13 protein-coding genes are annotated in these 15900 nt (G+C 49.6%); 9 read left to right on the top strand and 4 right to left on the bottom strand.

Features of this window, described 5'->3' with window-relative positions; translation table 11 throughout:
* Nucleotides 1-64 precede the first annotated feature (64 nt).
* On the bottom strand, nucleotides 65-2104 hold the full coding sequence (locus GU926_RS03835; protein ID WP_160689184.1) for a T9SS type A sorting domain-containing protein: 2040 nt from the start codon (nucleotides 2102-2104) through the stop codon (nucleotides 65-67).
* Between the two features lie 326 nt (nucleotides 2105-2430).
* Nucleotides 2431-4554 carry a T9SS type A sorting domain-containing protein gene (locus GU926_RS03840; protein WP_160689186.1) on the bottom strand — a complete coding sequence of 708 codons (2124 nt, stop codon included), beginning with the start codon at nucleotides 4552-4554 and terminating at the stop codon, nucleotides 2431-2433.
* Between the two features lie 310 nt (nucleotides 4555-4864).
* Here GU926_RS03840 and GU926_RS03845 point away from each other — a divergent pair, with 310 nt between their 5' ends.
* The 8 genes from GU926_RS03845 (at nucleotide 4865) to GU926_RS03880 (ending at nucleotide 12285) form a co-directional block, all read left to right on the top strand.
* Nucleotides 4865-6343: a B12-binding domain-containing radical SAM protein gene (locus GU926_RS03845; protein ID WP_160689188.1), complete on the top strand. Its 1479-nt coding sequence runs from the start codon at nucleotides 4865-4867 to the stop codon at nucleotides 6341-6343.
* A gap of 57 nt (nucleotides 6344-6400) precedes the next feature.
* The gene (locus GU926_RS03850) at nucleotides 6401-7225 is read left to right on the top strand and encodes a PhzF family phenazine biosynthesis protein (RefSeq protein WP_160689190.1); all 825 of its coding nucleotides are present in this window, start codon (nucleotides 6401-6403) and stop codon (nucleotides 7223-7225) included.
* A 72-nt stretch (nucleotides 7226-7297) separates the two neighbouring features.
* Entirely contained in the window at nucleotides 7298-7990 is a 693-nt protein-coding gene (locus GU926_RS03855; RefSeq protein WP_160689192.1) for an outer membrane protein, read from the top strand.
* Nucleotides 7991-8130: 140 nt separating this feature from the next.
* Nucleotides 8131-9285 carry a sigma-54-dependent transcriptional regulator gene (locus tag GU926_RS03860; RefSeq protein ID WP_160689194.1) on the top strand — a complete coding sequence of 385 codons (1155 nt, stop codon included), beginning with the start codon at nucleotides 8131-8133 and terminating at the stop codon, nucleotides 9283-9285.
* A 283-nt stretch (nucleotides 9286-9568) separates the two neighbouring features.
* A complete protein-coding gene (locus GU926_RS03865; protein WP_160689196.1) occupies nucleotides 9569-10132 on the top strand; it encodes a hypothetical protein in 564 nt (187 codons plus the stop codon).
* Between the two features lie 97 nt (nucleotides 10133-10229).
* On the top strand, nucleotides 10230-10634 hold the full coding sequence (locus GU926_RS03870) for an Imm50 family immunity protein (RefSeq protein ID WP_160689198.1): 405 nt from the start codon (nucleotides 10230-10232) through the stop codon (nucleotides 10632-10634).
* Between the two features lie 99 nt (nucleotides 10635-10733).
* Complete coding sequence (locus GU926_RS03875) at nucleotides 10734-11171, top strand: VOC family protein (protein ID WP_160689200.1); 438 nt, start codon at nucleotides 10734-10736, stop codon at nucleotides 11169-11171.
* A 445-nt stretch (nucleotides 11172-11616) separates the two neighbouring features.
* A complete protein-coding gene (locus GU926_RS03880; protein ID WP_232058478.1) occupies nucleotides 11617-12285 on the top strand; it encodes a pseudouridylate synthase in 669 nt (222 codons plus the stop codon).
* 209 nt (nucleotides 12286-12494) lie between these two features.
* Here the strand turns inward: GU926_RS03880 and GU926_RS03885 are convergent, their stop codons facing one another.
* Both GU926_RS03885 and GU926_RS03890 read right to left on the bottom strand, forming a co-directional pair.
* Nucleotides 12495-13949, bottom strand: coding sequence for an SDR family oxidoreductase (locus GU926_RS03885; protein WP_160689202.1), 1455 nt, complete (start codon nucleotides 13947-13949; stop codon nucleotides 12495-12497).
* A 265-nt stretch (nucleotides 13950-14214) separates the two neighbouring features.
* Nucleotides 14215-15207, bottom strand: a complete 993-nt coding sequence (locus tag GU926_RS03890; protein ID WP_160689204.1) for an acyl-CoA synthetase family protein — start codon at nucleotides 15205-15207, stop codon at nucleotides 14215-14217.
* A 77-nt stretch (nucleotides 15208-15284) separates the two neighbouring features.
* Between GU926_RS03890 and GU926_RS03895 the strand changes: the two genes are divergently transcribed.
* Complete coding sequence (locus GU926_RS03895) at nucleotides 15285-15854, top strand: hypothetical protein (RefSeq protein WP_160689207.1); 570 nt, start codon at nucleotides 15285-15287, stop codon at nucleotides 15852-15854.
* Nucleotides 15855-15900: the final 46 nt, after the last annotated feature.

The raw sequence follows: 15900 nt of genomic DNA on the forward strand, positions 1-15900 counted from the left end.
TTCAATTAAAAAGCCGCCAGGGAGTTCCTGACGGCTTTTCATTGTGCCTTTGCTATGGATGAGGTTACTGCCGCAGCAGTTGCATGGTCTGCACGCCATCGCTGGTAATTAGTTTCACCACATAGAGTCCGCGGTCAACCTGCTTGGGAGACCATTCCAGGCGCACCTGCTGGCCCGCCTGTGCGTTGGCCGGGGCAAACCGCTGCACTAATTTCCCTTTCATGTCATAGATTTCAACCGTGTACTGCTGTTTCTTAATAAAATTCATGGCAATGGAAGTGGCTTGCGTGAAAGGATTAGGATAAACCCGCAAACTATTAACCTCAGCCTTGGCAGCCATCATTTCTTCATTGCCACATTCGCCTAGTCTGTCTTCGGGGTGGTTTTTCAAATGTGCTTTGACGGCGTCATCTGCAATACAAATCATCTGGCCCTTGTGGCAGATCATGACCTTGGTGAGTTTAGAGCCGCAGCGCACATCCATCACGGTGATGGTCACGGACTCTGTAGCCGTACACTCGCCATTAGCTACAGTGACTGTAAAGGTGTACATGCCCGCCTCAGTGGCTGTAAACACTGTTTCGGCGGTGTTGGTGCTACTCAGGCCAGTGGCCGGGCTCCAGGAGTAACTGGTGCCACCGCTGGCGGTTAGCATGATGGATTCTGGTCCGTAGCCTAGGTACAGGGTTGAGGGAACATCACCTGTGTATGTGTTGGCCATGCGGGTCAAGGCGATGGCCGGGGTTGGCACCACGCAGGTCTCACCAGTCATTTTCACAATCCAAAAGTCAAATCCGCCCACGTTGGCCTCTGATTTCTCTCCGCTGATGGGCGAGGTGGAGGATCCACCTATAATGTAACCGCCGTCCATGGTATGGTCCATGGAAGAAAGGACGTCATCGCCGGCGCCTCCGAAGGATTTATCCCATAATGTAGTGCCGGTGGCGCTCAGTTTCACTACCCAATAGTCGCCAGCGTTGTATTCATCCTCGTCACGTTGTGGTTCGGTTTTATCACCGCCAATGCCAGAAATAGACCTTCCGCCAATAAGAAAGCCCCCGTCTGAAGTAGCCAATAAACCTCCAAACCTGTCATCTTCGGTACCACCTACGGTTCTATCCCATTGGATTTGACCCATGGCGGTAATTTTAACTACCCAAAAGTCCCTACTGCCATTGTTACTATAGTTGGGTGCTGTTTTATCGTAGCTTGCACGAGCCGCATCTGAGGCCCCTCCTAATAAATAGCCTCCGTCTTGGGTGGCTACCATGTCCAGAATGCTTTCTCCGCTTTCACCGCCTCCGGCTCCCATGGTTCTGTCCCATTCTTTCATACCAAGGGCATCTACTTTCACCAGCCAAAAGTCAAAAGCGCATTCCTCGGTACAGTTTACTTTAGGCGGGTCTGTCTTGTCACCGCTTACCAGAGAAACAGAGCCCCCGCCCAGCAGGTACCCGCCATCACTAGTTTGCAGAAGGGAGTTTAAGCCATCATAAGAACTGCCTCCGTAGGTTCTATCCCACTGCTGTTTCCCTTTAGAGCTGAGCTTCACAATCCAGAAGTCAGACCACCCTCTAGCGTCCTCAGATTTATCTCCACTTTTCATGGAAGAAGAACTTCCGCCCAGCAGGTAGCCGCCGTCACTGGTTTGGATGATATCATTTAAGGCATCACCACCACTGCCACCCAGGGTCTGGTCCCACTGCACCTTTCCCTTAGAATTGATTTTAATCACCCACATGTCACTGCCTCCCCTGCTTGGGTCAGATTTGTTGATGGTTTTACCTGCGCTGGAAGTACCCCCCAGTATATAGCCTCCGTCACTTGTTTGCTCCAATGCGGAGAGTCTGGCAAGGCCATCATACACCTTGTTCCATTCTATTTCACCAGCGGCGTCTACTTTCACTACCCAAAACTCCAGGCCATCACCGGTATCCTTGGTTTTGTCGCCGCTTATGCCAGAATATGAGTTTCCGGCCAAGATGTAGCCGCCGTCACTGGTGTGCCGGACAATCTCCAACTCGTCATTTTCTGTGCCGCCATAGGTCTTGTCCCATTGCTTCATCTGGCCAAACGCCAAGGAGGAAGACAAAAGCAGCATCATCCCCACCATTGTTATTTTAAATGCACTAACTTTTTGAAGGCCAGTCTCTATTCTGGCTTGGTTTTGAAATAAATTTTTTACCATGATTAATAAGAAGATTGTGTGAAACTAACTGGGGGTCATCAGAAAAACACAGTTGAGAAAGGATCACTGTACCGAGGGCAGGTAAAAGCCGTACAGAAAGGGGTAGACATACCTCTTCCTGCATGATTATGGTAGGAGCGTATAAGGGACGTTGATTTTAGTAGTTGGAATTTAAATTGAGCCAGCCGGAGATAGAATGATCAGTTTGTGTTGACCATTCTACCTCCGGCTGGCTCAACCATTTATTGCTTCAGAATCTGCCTATTCTGCACACCGTCTCTAGTGATGATTTTGACAACATACAGACCGCGTTCCCCCTTCTTAGGTGCCCATTCCAATTTTACCTGCTCGCCGGCTTTAACGCTGGTAGTGGCCCATCTTTTTATCATCTTTCCATTGCCATCATACACCTCAACGGTATATTCTTGGTCCTCTTGGAAACTAAGCTGGATGGCCGTTGCACTGGTAAACGGATTTGGATATACTTGGACACTGGCAGCGGTGGTTGCGGTAGGCATCTCCTCCGTCTCACAAGCTCCCAGCCTATCTTCGGGATGGTTTTTAAGATGAGCCTTGGCGGCGTCATCTGCTATGCAAATCACCTGGCCCTTGTGGCAAATCATGACCTTGGTGAGTTTAGAGCCGCAGCGTATGTCCATGACCGTAATGGTCACAGAGGCGGAGGCCATGCATTCTCCGTTCCAGGCAGTGACCGTAAAGGTATACACACCTGCTTCTGTAGGCGTGAATACCGTCTCTGCCGTGTTGGTGCTGCTCAAGCCCATAGCAGGACTCCACATATAGGTAGTGCCACCGCTGGCGGTTATGGTCATAGACGTAGGCCCGTAACCCAAATACATGTTGGTAGGTATGCCCCCGGTATACGTATGCGAACTGGGCGTTAAAGCAATGGAAGGCGTTGGTGTTACGCAGGTCTCGCCTGTCATTTTCACAATCCAATAGTCAAACCCGCCAACGTTGCCCTCAGTTTTATCTCCGCTGATGGGGGAGTCAGATTTACCACCTAAAATATAGCCTCCATCCATGGTAAGGTCTAAGGATTCAAGGTCATCATTTCCGGTTCCACCAAAGGTCTTGTCCCAGAGTTTAGAACCCATGGCGTCTAATTTAACTATCCAATAGTCGCCGGCATTGATATCCTCGTCACGTCTAGGCTCTGTTTTATCATCGCTCACCTCAGAATTAGACCTGCCACCCAACAGGAAGCCGCCGTCTGGAGTAGCTAGTACGGCCCCTAAACTTTCATTTCCATCAGCACCTAAGGTTCTGTCCCACTGAATATCTCCTGTGGCGTTAATTTTCACCACCCAAAAGTCATTGTAGTCTCCAAAGGTGCTTTTATTGGGCTCAGATTTGTCATATTTTGCATCAGAGTCAGAGTTACCAGCCAGAAGATAGCCGCCATCCTGAGTAGGGGCCATGTCTAGAATGCTTTGCCCGGTCTCACCGCCGGTTGCCCCAAACGTTTTATCCCATTCCCAATTGCCAGTGGCATCTACTTTCACTACCCAGAAATTAAAATAGCATTCATCATCACAGAATACCTTTTGCGGGGAGGTTTTGTCACCGCTCACATAAGAATCAGATCCGCCCCCTAAAAGGAAGCCCCCGTCACTGGTCTGAAGCAGGGAGTTCAGCAAGTCTGACAAGGCACCGCCGTAAGTTCTGTCCCACTGCTGTTTTCCTTTGGACGAGAGTTTTATAATCCAGTAGTCATAACCGCCTCTGGAGGCTTCAGTCTTGTCGCCGCTCACTGCTGAGATGGATTCGCCACCTAGTAAATAGCCGCCGTCACTGGTTTGAATGAGGTCACTGAGAAGATCAGAAGAGGAACCTCCCACGGTTTGGTCCCACTGAACTTTGCCCTTGGCATTGATTTTGACTACCCAATAGTCATAGCCCCCTCTGGAAGGGTCTGATTTGTTGCCATTTTTGCCTGAGATGGAGTAACCACCCAGAATATAGCCGCCGTCATTGGTTGGTTCCATGGCCGCCAGTCGGTCATCACCATCACCACCGTAGACTTTGTTCCATTCTATGGCGCCTGCAGCGTCTACTTTCACTACCCAGAAATCTGCGCCACCCCGGCTGGCTTTGGTCTTGTCGCCGCTTATGCCAGAATAGGAAGTCCCGCCCATGATGTAACCGCCGTCACTAGTATGCCGCACAATCTCCAGCTCGTCATTCTCTGCGCCGCCGTAGGTCTTGTCCCACTCCTTGGTCTGGCCCATGGCCTGGCTAGCAAGCAGGATGGTGGACAGTAAAAATACCCATACTCTAAAATAATTGGATAGATGGTTGCCTGCTTTGGTGCTGGCAAAGGCTGTAAATAAATTTTTAATCATGATAATGGAATAAAATAAATGAACTACCTGGGGGTAAGCAGAAAGGCACAGGCGTAGTATGGCCTGAGAAGGGGAACCTACACGAATAAAACCAGAAGAAAAGGCACAGTCCTCCCGGTGAGTGGGTGCAAGTAGGAGGATATGGGGCAGCTTGCAGGAAACTGCGATAGATAGGTTGTTCTTATGTACGATAAGGATTATTTAAAGATTCCCATTGCACCTCAAAATCAATTACTTTAGGGAGAAGTAATCTGGTAGAAGTGACCGGAACTTGTATCTTGTACTTTCCTCTGGTTTAATCCTCTTTGTCTTGAAAGTAAAACTCATCCTGCCCGCCCTCGCCGAAGCAGAAAGTCCCTTCTGGCGGCCCATCAAGTATTCTTTGTTCCCTCCTTTGGGATTGGCTACCCTGGCCGCTTATTTGTCCCCGGACGATGAGATAGACTTACAAGACCAGCACGTAGAGACGCTTAATATTCATGATACGCCCGATTTGGTCATTATACAGGTGTACATTACCAACGCGTATAGAGCCTATGCCCTGGCAGACCATTACCGTAAGAAAGGCAGCTACGTCTTGTTAGGAGGCCTGCACGTTACTTCGCTGCCGGCAGAGGCTGCCCCGCACGCAGACACTATTTTCTTGGGCCCCGGCGAAGACACGTTTCCGCAGTTTCTGAAGGATTTTAAGAATAAGCGGCCTCAGAAAATATACACTTCCACCCTTAGAACCCTGGCCCAAGTGCCGCCCATCAGGAGAGATTTGATCAAGCGGGAAAGGTATTTGGTTCCAAACTCCATAGTGGTCACCCGCGGCTGTCCGCACCACTGCAACTTTTGCTATAAAGACGCTTTTTTTGAAGGAGGCAGATCTTTCTACACCCAGACGGTAGATACCGCCCTGGCTGAGATTGACCGACTGCCCGGCAGGCACTTATATTTCTTAGACGATCACTTGCTGGGAAACGCCAAGTTTGCGGGCGAACTATTTGAAGGCATGCGCGGCATGAACCGGGTTTTCCAAGGGGCGGCTACCATTGACTCCATTTTGCGGGGCAACCTCATTGAAAAGGCAGCAGACGCAGGTTTACGCAGTCTTTTTGTAGGATTTGAGACCTTCTCGCCGGCCAACCTCAAACAAAGCAACAAGAAACAGAACCTGCAGAAAGACTACCGAAAGGCCGTGAACAGACTGCATTCCCTGGGCATCATGATCAACGGAAGCTTTGTCTTCGGGTTGGACGAGGACGACAAGGACGTATTTAAAAGGACCGTTGACTGGGGCGTAGAAAACGCCTTGACCACTGCCACCTACCACGTGCTTACGCCCTACCCGGGCACCCAGCTCTTTAAAGACATGGAACGCGAGGGCCGTATTCTTACCCGCAACTGGGACCTCTATGACACCAGAAACGTGGTCTACCAAACCACCCACCTTACGGCGCAGGAGCTGAAACAGGGCTATGACTGGGCCTACAAGGAATTCTACAGTTGGTCCAACATTTTCAAATCAAGCCTGAAGCACGAGGCCCACAAGCACAAGCTCAAACACTTCTTCTACCAGGGCGGCTGGAAGAAGTTTGAACCCCTCTGGAACATGCTCATCAAGTCGGGGAGTTTGAACAACATGCTGCCGCTGTTGGAGGCCATTCTGGCCAAAGTGCCGGCGGCCCGCAAAGAGGACTTACCGCCGGCAGACCAGATGCCTGAGGCACTTGAACCTGAACAAGCTTTTAGCCCGGTCCCCATTGCAGATACCTTTACGCCTTTGCCCATTCTAAATAACTAAGGTTACTTTTGCCCCAAGAATGTAACTTGCCGCTTTGTTAAGAGCCTACCTCTTTCTATGCAGATAAAAACCTACATCATAGACTCGTTCACGCAGGAGCCCTTCAAAGGAAACCCGGCGGGCGTGTGCTTACTGGATTCTGAATTGGCGCCACCGCTCATGCAGTCCATTGCCAGTGAGATGAACTTATCTGAGACCGCCTTTCTGGTACCTGCCCCAGAGAGTGATGACCATTTTCACATCCGATATTTCACGCCAAAAGTGGAGATAGCGTTTTGCGGACATGCCACGCTGGCTTCGGCGAAGGTAGTGTTGGACAGGCTATCATTGTCTAAGGCCACCTTTACCACCGGGCAGGGTTTGCAGTTGCAGGTAAGCCAGGAAGAAGACGGCGGTATTCTTATGCATTTCCCGCTGTACGCCCCGGCGGCCAAGGAACCTCTTCCTGAAATCTACGCGGCCCTGGACCTCTCCCCCGACGACTGCGTAGGAGTTTTCTACGCTGAACCTCTTACCCTGCTCATTGTGCAGCTCAAAAAGCACAAGACCCTGCTAGAGGTAAAGCCAGATTACAAGAAATTAATTCAGGAGGCACCGTACTTAAAGGGACTGGCCCTTACCTCACCCTCAGAAGATCCGGCATATGATTTCTGCTCTCGTTGTTTCTGGCCGTGGGTGGGCATTAATGAGGATCCGGTGACCGGCTCGGCACACAGTGCATTGGCTCCGTTCTGGGCCTTTATTCTGGGCAAGACTCAGCTGAACGCCTACCAAGCCTCGGCTAGAGGCGGCAGCATGCACCTTACCCTGCAACCGGCCAAAAGCCTGGTAGAAGTAAGAAGCCACGCGCAAATTGTGCTGGAAGGCGTACTGTTTGTCTAAGTTTGCGTATACCCTCCCGTTTATGCTCCATTCTGGCAGAAGCGCCCTGGTGGTTCTGCTGCCCTCTTATCTATGAAAAAATTAGTATTTGCCCTTTGCCTGTTCCTCCCGGGATTAGCCCAGGCACAATTGTCCAAGCTCCAAAAAGAAGTAAAAGTTACTCTCAACCAGACCTTCACCAAAGACGAACTGGAACCCAATGACCCCAGCCTGCACCAGTACAGGTTCAAGGCGAAAACCGGCGGCGGCGCAGAAGTCCTTTTAAGCAATTACCTGGCGGGTAGCTTCTTTGTGAAAGGCGGGCTGGGCCTGCGGTTTAACCAGTTCGGGTTTACCATTGACCAGACCTCCAGCCAGGCCCAATGGCAAGGCGACCAATCTCTGCTGACGTTACAAGTCCCACTCTTATTAGAAAACAGATTTTTAGAAGAAAGGCTCCGGCTGAATTATGGCGTGACACCCTACGTGCTTCTCTATCATACTGAAGACCTAAAAGCCGCCAACGCCGGAGCCAAAGCCATGGAACCTGCTTTTCAAAACACTAAATACAACCTGGTAGGCATGCAGTTGCAGATAGGCACTTCGTTCCAAATAAACAGAAGTTTAGGCCTTACCTTGGAGTACAACTACCTATTCTCCAACCTGATCAAGGAACAGGTGGCGCAAGGTACGGCAGTGCTTCCGGCCAACCTGCGGTTGCACACCGTGAGCGCGGGCGTGCTGTATCGTTTGGGCAGTCAATCAGGAAGGCTTAGAAGACTTTAATTAAAGTTCCTTATCGCGCCCGGGGCTGTTTTTGCCTTGTTTTCTGGAAAAGAGCCTAAAAACGCCAAGAGATGAGGTTAGTAAAGAAGAACACAGAATAAATCGCGTACTTTAAACGTTCGCACAGCAAAGAAAAAGACATGCCTAAGATTCTGATCATTGACGATGAGCGCAGCATACGGTACACGCTCAAAGAGATTCTGGAATACGAAAGTTATATAGTAGACGAAGCCGAAGACGGCGAAAAAGGCCTGGAGCTCCTGCAGAAGACTAAATATGATGTGGTACTCTGCGATATTAAAATGCCCAAGATGGACGGCCTGGAAGTGCTGGAGCGCGCGACTATTCTGGTGCCCGACACGCCCTTCATCATGATCTCGGCGCACGGTACCATAGACACCGCCGTTGAAGCCACCAAAAAAGGCGCTTATGATTTTCTGGTGAAACCCCCAGACCTCAACCGCCTGCTGGTTTCTGTGCGCAACGCCCTGGACAAAGCCCATCTGGTAACTGAAACCAAGACTCTCAAAAAGAAGATTTCCAAGACATTCGAAATGGTGGGCGCCTCCCCGGCTTTGGGAAAAGTAAAGTCTGCCATTGCCAAAGTGGCCCCTACAGATGCCCGCGTACTCATTACCGGACCCAACGGTGCGGGTAAGGAACTGGTGGCCCGCTCGCTGCATGAACAAAGCAGCCGTGCCCAAGGCCCCATGGTAGAAGTAAACTGCGCCGCCATTCCTAGTGAACTGATTGAAAGCGAGTTGTTTGGACATGAGAAAGGGTCCTTTACCTCTGCCGTGAAACAGCGCATTGGCAAATTTGAGCAGGCCAACGGTGGCACTCTGTTTCTGGACGAGATTGGCGACATGAGCCTTTCTGCCCAAGCCAAAGTGCTCCGTGCCCTGCAAGAGCATAAGATTACCCGCGTGGGCGGCGACAAAGACATTACCGTAGACGTGCGCGTGGTGGCGGCCACCAACAAAAACCTGCTGGAAGAGATTGAGGCCAAGAACTTCCGGGAAGATTTGTACCACCGCCTGAGCGTGATCCTTATTCATGTACCGCCCTTGAATGACCGCCGCGAAGACATTCCAGACCTGGTGGAGAAGTTCTTGCAAGACGTGGCCCGCGACTACGGCAACAAGCCCAAAGCCATCTCCCCTGAAGCCCTCACCTACCTGCAGAACCTGGACTGGCGCGGCAATGTGCGCGAACTCCGCAACGTGGTAGAGCGCCTGGTCATTATGAGCGAAGACACCATCACTGAAGAAGACGCCCGGCAGTTCGCCAAGTAGGATTCGTCAATACATTTCAACCGAGCGCCACCTAAAGTCCATTTGGGTGGCGCTTTCGTTTTTGCGCTGTTTTCCGGGAAACAGCCCAAAAACGGTTACTACCCCGGGCAAATTGGACTTACAATTGACTCTTTTAAATCATCCAGAAAATCATATCTTGTCCTAGAAATTAATGCTTGGAAAAAGTCCACTTCCAGACATAGAGTGAACTCAGCCTATAGTGCAGATAAGCCGGACAGTTCGGTTTATCTGCACTAGTTAGGCGTAAATAACAAAGTATAGAATGGGAGTAATTAGACTAATATTGTTCTTGCTGATTCTAATTCCGACAACAGCTTACTCTCAAGTAGACTATGATAAGATTAAGCAAAAAGGGTTAGAACCAATCACCATCGACACAGTCAATGAAGACGTGCTGATTGTAGAGAAACGCTTTGGCACTCTATACTTTAAAAAAGCAGATGTCAGGAAGTATGCTATTCCTCATAATAATCTAGGTGTTCGCATTGACCAGCATCATGATAACTTATTGAAAATAGTAAATACATCTGGTAACACAAGGCTAGTGGACTGGTGGAATGACTATACAGACGAAGAAAGGCAAAGCATCCATGGTAATCCCAATTTTGTGAACGATCACAAGAAAGCCCTATCAGAGCTTTACTATGTCGGAGCCGACTTGATTCATGACGGGAAATTTATGGTCGTAGATAAATCCTCAGGTGAAGAAGTTAGAAAAAGGCTTAAAATGAAAAGAGTTAAAGGGTTGTATGGGAGCCGCTATGTGGAGTTCCTCTTGCCAAACGGTCAGAAATTTTGGCACCTAGTAACCCGCCTTGGAGAATAGAACTACTTAGCCCAACAAGGTTTATACCCTATGCCTCAGCCGATGGCCTCGCACAAGGTATACACGAACACGTTGGCAGAAATTAATAATAATACAGTTGGAGTTTAAAGAAGAACAAGAAATTGAGAATGCTGCAGCAGTAGTCAATCACTTTGGTTATTGGCCTTCATTTCACGACTCCGAAGTCCTTTCGATTAAATTTGAAAGGAGCCTTGAAATGGGGATGCCTACCGTGGAAATGAAAGTCTATGCTTTTGAAATGACCGACAAAGTGATAGATGGTTATTATGAAATGGTCAAATTCTGCATCATCGACTTTTTGTTTATCGACTTACAGACAAGTGACATACAGGATTTCAATCATCAGAACGCAGTCCTTGGACTGGACTTTGTAAAGGAAGGCGAGGACTTAAAATGTGAAATTCATGCAGCGTATGGTGTTGATGGACAATTAACTTCCAGAAAAATCAGAGTAGTAAGTGTAGAGCATATAGAAAAATAACTACCCCTAACAATAGCTAAACGTCACCTCGGCCGACGGCCTCGCCGCCGTTTACACTAGACGTTAATGCAATACTATCCTCAAACAAAAACACAAACAATGGCACTTATCAACCCGCACATCAACTTCAATGGAAACGCCGAGGAGGCCTTCAATTTTTACAAATCAGTATTCGGGGGAGAGTTCGCCAGGATAGTGCGTTTCAGAGATTTCACCAGCGCTGAATACCCAATGGCAGAAAGCGAAGCAGAAAAGATCATGCACATAGCGCTGCCCATCGGGCAAAACATGCTCATGGCCAATGATGTGCCGGCGAGCATGGGGCGGGTGGATGAAAATGAGAACCGGTCCAAAATCTCCGTCAGCACCGAAAGCCGCGAAGAGGCGGAAAGAATTTACAACGGCCTTTCAGAAGGAGGAACCGTGGAGATGCCCATGGAGGACAGCCCCTGGGGCTCGTATTTTGGAATGTTCAGAGACAAATACGGCATTGAATGGATGATAGAATTTGACCCTAATAGCCGCACGAAAGTATAGGCAAGCCTTTAAAAGCGATTCCTTAATTTCGAGAAGAAGGCAGATAAACACTCATTTGGTAGTTCTGTAGTCCTTAGAAATTTGCGCTTCTAATGTATTACAGTGCTTACAGCTTTCTTTTACAGCAAAGCTCCCAAACAAGGAGAATGCCCAGCTGTTAGCTTTTAGCTATTTACAAAATTACGCTATTCAATCCTTTCGTTTTTGGGCCGTTTCCCAGAAAACAGCCCAAAAACGATCTTCTGGAGGAAAGGCTGTTAGCATTCGCGTTGTTAGACTTATCTTTGTAAACCAGTTGACTAAACGCTGGCCGCTTTTGCTTTTGTCCTCACTTAACCCTCCCCTTCCAAAGTATTTCATTCCGTTTCAGGAGGCTGATTTGGTAGGGCGTTTGCCAGAAAAATTTACTTGTCCCTTTGACCGTCAACCGCATGCTGTGGCTAAGATGGCAGCGGTGCAATTGCAAATTCATTTACAGGAACAACGGGTTTGGGAGCATAACTTCGGATTGAGGAATGGTCAAGAAGGACCCGTGATTGGGAAGATGTTTGGTGTGCTGGTTGTTCAGGCAGAGCAAGGTGAGTTAGGTTTTCTGGCGGCTTTTTCTGGGAAACTGGCAGGGAGCAACCACCATGCGTATTTCGTGCCGCCCGTGTTTGACAGCCTCACCGAAGGCAGTTTCCTGAACCTGGGCATGGCAGCCCTCACCCAGCTCAACAACCAGATTAAAGCGCTTTCAACAGAAACGCCAACGGTCGGCAACCAAGTCCTACAAGCGGAGCTTATGGCGCAAAGAAAATTGCATTCATTGGCATTGCAGGAGCAGCTTTTTGAGGAGTACCATTTCTTGAACCAAGGCGGTGAGGTGAAGACTTTGCGCCAGTTGTTCAAGAAAGAATCTGGCAAAAACCCGCCCGCCGGAGCTGGTGAATGCGCTGGCCCTAAACTTTTGCAGTACGCTTTTCAGCACAAACTACAACCTCTGGCCATGGCTGAATTCTGGTGGGGACAATCGCCTAAATCAGTACACTGGCAGCATGGCCATTTCTACCCCGCCTGCCAGGAAAAATGCGCTCCTATCTTGGCGCACATGCTGCAAGGATTGATTGATTGATTGATTGATTGATTGATTGATTGACTGACCTTACAACCAATGGACAAGCCAATGCGCTTCCATTAGAAATCACCGGTAGGTAGCCTGCCAATAAATAGCCTAGCTTTATGAATTTCCGTTTTTGGCCTGTTTTCCAGAAAACAAGGTAAAAACGGCATTGGATACTGCTTTTATCTTAAGCCTATCCATGAGAGTTTCCAAAACCTCTTCTAAACAACGGGTGCGACTGGTTTCTCTTTATTGGACCCGTAGGCAATTTGGTTGATCATGCCTTTGAAGATGAAACCATGAAACGGCAGCACGGCGTACCAATACAACCTTCCCCATAAACCCAAAGGCCTGAACGTGGCGGTCTGCTCCAGCATATGGTCGGTGATTTTGAATTCCAGCCAAGCCTCTCCGGGCAGTTTCATCTCGGCGTACAGGAGCAGGCGCTGCTGCTTTTTGCTGGCCAGCAACACGCGCCAGAAATCCAGCGTATCTCCGGCCTGTATCTTGGTGGGGCTCCGCCTGCCGCGCCTCAGACCTACGCCGCCTACCAGTTTGTCCATCAGTCCCCTGAGCCCCCAAAGCCAGTTGCCATAATACCAGCCGTTCTGTCCACCAATGGCCCAAATCCTTTGCAAAACCACCTCTGGATCTGCCACGTGCACTTTCCGGACGTCACGGTAACAACCGTTTACGGGCGTCTCAATATGCTGGGCAATGCCTTTGCTGAGGATGTTGCTGCTCAAGGCATCTTTCCAGCTAGATACTACTTCATTCTGCTCAATCCGGTCAAAGGCCTGTTCAATGGCCTGGGTATAGGTGATGAGTTGAATGCCCAGGGTTTGAGCCAGGTGGTTGGGCGTGCAGACCATCTCTACCTTCATGCTGTCCACCAGGTTTCTGGCCAGATTATAGGACGTGGCCGTGACAAAATAAAGCCAGTAAGAAGATAGCCTGGGCGTCATGACCGGTACAATGAAGATGCGGCGTGTGAGGCCACGCACCCGGGCAAAACGCAAAAGCATCTCTTTGTACGTTAGGATGTCAGGGCCGCCAATGTCAAAACTCTGGTGGTAGGTTTCCTGCCGAAGCATCACTCCCGCCAGAAACTCAATCACATTCCGAATGGCAATAGGCTGACAGTGGGTGTTGAGCCAGCGCGGGGCAATCATGACGGGCAGTTTCTCCACCAAATCACGGATGATCTCAAAAGAAGCGCTGCCCGAACCCACAATGATGCCTGCCCGCAGCGTGGTCAAAGGCGTCTTCCCCGATGCCAGTATTTGCTCCACCTGCCGCCGGGACTGCAGGTGCTTGGATAGATGCCGTTCATTGATGATACCGCTCAGGTAAACCACTTGCTGTACGTTGGTCTGCTCCATGGCCTTCACAAAATTACGCGCAGCCGTTGCTTCCAGGCTGGAGAAATCACCGGTGGTGGAAGCCATGGAATGAATGAGGTAAAAGGCCACGTCCACTTCCGCAGGAAGGGAGGCTAACGTCTCTTGCCGTAGAAAATCAACCTCTATTACCTGGAGCAGCTCAGTGTTTAAGGCCTCCTCCGGAAACCGGTTCAGATCCCGCACGCAACAGACCACCTCATGGCCCGCTTCTAAGAGCACGGGCAGCAATCTTCTGGCAATGTATCCGGTGGCCCCCGTCAAAAGAATTTTCATGCTGCTGCTCCGTAATAGTGGGAATAAGAACCAAGGCATAAAGGACGCGTCTCCTCCAATCTGCCTCCTTTACCAAACAGGTGGTACGGTCAATTGTTGCAGAAACCTCTCCCACCATTTATGTCAATTAAAGACAAGGCTCATAGGTAGTGTTCCCCGTTTTTAGGCTATTTTCTGGAAAACAGCCTAAAAACGGGGAACACGCGCCCTCTTAACATTAAAAACGAATAAGAAGATAGGGAGATACAAAAAGCAACAGCAGTTGTTAGCCCACCAACAAGTTACACCCTCTAATATCTGAGTTGTCAAATCTACCTAGCACTTCAAAGGTGCCATCTGTGTAGAGTTTGCCCAGATCTTTGGTCTCTATGAAAGCGCAGGAATCAGCGTTGGCCAGGTCTATCACGTTGATGCCGCCAGATGCGGGACCTCTGGTAACGGCAAACGGGTCGTTCACGTCACGCACCAACACCTGCAGCGTTCTGGACGGTTGGAAAATGCCCTGGCCTGTAGAATAGGCCTGGGACAGCAATTCGGTCATGCCATATTCAGAGTGAATGGCCTCCACGCCAAAGGCAGTGGTTAAGATGTGATGCAGTTCTTCGCGCACCATTTCGCGGCGGCGACCTTTCATGCCGCCGGTCTCAAATACGGTAAGGCCAGAAAATTCTCCCGGGCTTAGGTCCTCCGCCAGGTCCAGCAACGCGTACGTCACGCCAAATAGATAAATCTTCTGGCCGGCGGCTTTGGCCTGGGCCACGGCCGCTCTCAAGTCTTGGTGGTTGTGCAGGTAAAAACCTGTCTGCTGCTGACCGGTGGTTTTAATGAAATGATCAATCATCATCACCAGTGATGAATCTCCCTGCTCCAGGTAAGAAGGCAGCAAGGCCAGAACCACAGTTCCTTTGAGCGGGCCATACGTGTCTTCAAACAAGGTCTGGGCGTGGCGGCAATAGAAGTCTGGGTTGGCTACCAGGTGGCGGCTGCGCTGTTGCAGGGTGGTGCCACTGCTTAAGAAAATGGTTTTCGGTTCAAAGGAATGAGATACTACCGGGTGCGTCTTGAAGAACTCAATGGGCAAAAACGGTATTTGCTCCAGACCTTCTACTTTTTCAATGGCGTGCGGCAAGCCCTGTAAAAAAGAAGCATAGACCTGGTTTTCCTTGGCCTGATACCTGAAAAGCTCCAAGGCGGCCTCCTCAAAGGCATCTGGGGTAAGCGAAGAAAGTTTGGATTTGAAATCTTGGATAAAAGCCATAGCAGGCATTAAAATTACTACAACAAAGTACGCAACTAAGCGTTAGGAAATCTAACTTAGGTGTTATTTCTTGCGCCATGATCCGTCACAAAATCATCTATTCGCTTTTGGCAGGGTTGAGCCTTCTTGGGTTTGCGGCTTGCCAGGATGCCCCAGATTTTTCTAACACGCCCAGCATTGAATATCGTGGCAATCTGCATTATTCCTTCCGGGACAAGAACGGCGTGGTGTGGGACACCATTCAGCACGTGCTTAGGTTCACCGACGGAGACGGCAACATTGGCCTCTCAGACAAGGATGACCCGGCCATCAATGACTACTTCAGCGAGTTGTACTTAAAACGGAATGGCGTCTTCACCCAAATCTATGCACGGTTGGCGGTGAGACCCGCGAACCCCATCAGGTACTACGGTCGCATTCCGCTTTTAAATACCACAGATCGCATTGAACCCCTGGAGGGCGACATCAAATACGGCGTCAGATTAAGGAAAGACACTCCCATTGAATATCCTTCTAACGGTGGTTTCGTTGAAAGCACCTTGAAAACCGGAGATACCATCAGGTTTGACTTCTACATCAAAGACCGAAGCGGCAATACCAGCAACAAGGTAGAATCACCGGAAATCATCCTGAAACTAGACCAATGACCGTTAGTGAATCTTCATAAAAGAGAAAGGCCCGTTTGATTGTCAA

The sequence above is a fragment of the Nibribacter ruber genome (genome assembly GCF_009913235.1).
Classification (GTDB): Bacteria; Bacteroidota; Bacteroidia; order Cytophagales; family Hymenobacteraceae; genus Nibribacter; species Nibribacter ruber.

Coding starts and splice junctions, on each gene's coding strand:
- GU926_RS03835 (WP_160689184.1), bottom strand. CDS start 2,104: ATGATGCTGCTTTTGTCTTCCTCCTTGGCGTTTGGCCAGATGAAGCAA.
- GU926_RS03840 (WP_160689186.1), bottom strand. CDS start 4,554: ATGATTAAAAATTTATTTACAGCCTTTGCCAGCACCAAAGCAGGCAAC.
- GU926_RS03850 (WP_160689190.1), top strand. CDS start 6,401: ATGCAGATAAAAACCTACATCATAGACTCGTTCACGCAGGAGCCCTTC.
- GU926_RS03855 (WP_160689192.1), top strand. CDS start 7,298: ATGAAAAAATTAGTATTTGCCCTTTGCCTGTTCCTCCCGGGATTAGCC.
- GU926_RS03860 (WP_160689194.1), top strand. CDS start 8,131: ATGCCTAAGATTCTGATCATTGACGATGAGCGCAGCATACGGTACACG.
- GU926_RS03865 (WP_160689196.1), top strand. CDS start 9,569: ATGGGAGTAATTAGACTAATATTGTTCTTGCTGATTCTAATTCCGACA.
- GU926_RS03875 (WP_160689200.1), top strand. CDS start 10,734: ATGGCACTTATCAACCCGCACATCAACTTCAATGGAAACGCCGAGGAG.
- GU926_RS03880 (WP_232058478.1), top strand. CDS start 11,617: ATGGCAGCGGTGCAATTGCAAATTCATTTACAGGAACAACGGGTTTGG.
- GU926_RS03885 (WP_160689202.1), bottom strand. CDS start 13,949: ATGAAAATTCTTTTGACGGGGGCCACCGGATACATTGCCAGAAGATTG.
- GU926_RS03890 (WP_160689204.1), bottom strand. CDS start 15,207: ATGGCTTTTATCCAAGATTTCAAATCCAAACTTTCTTCGCTTACCCCA.
- GU926_RS03895 (WP_160689207.1), top strand. CDS start 15,285: ATGATCCGTCACAAAATCATCTATTCGCTTTTGGCAGGGTTGAGCCTT.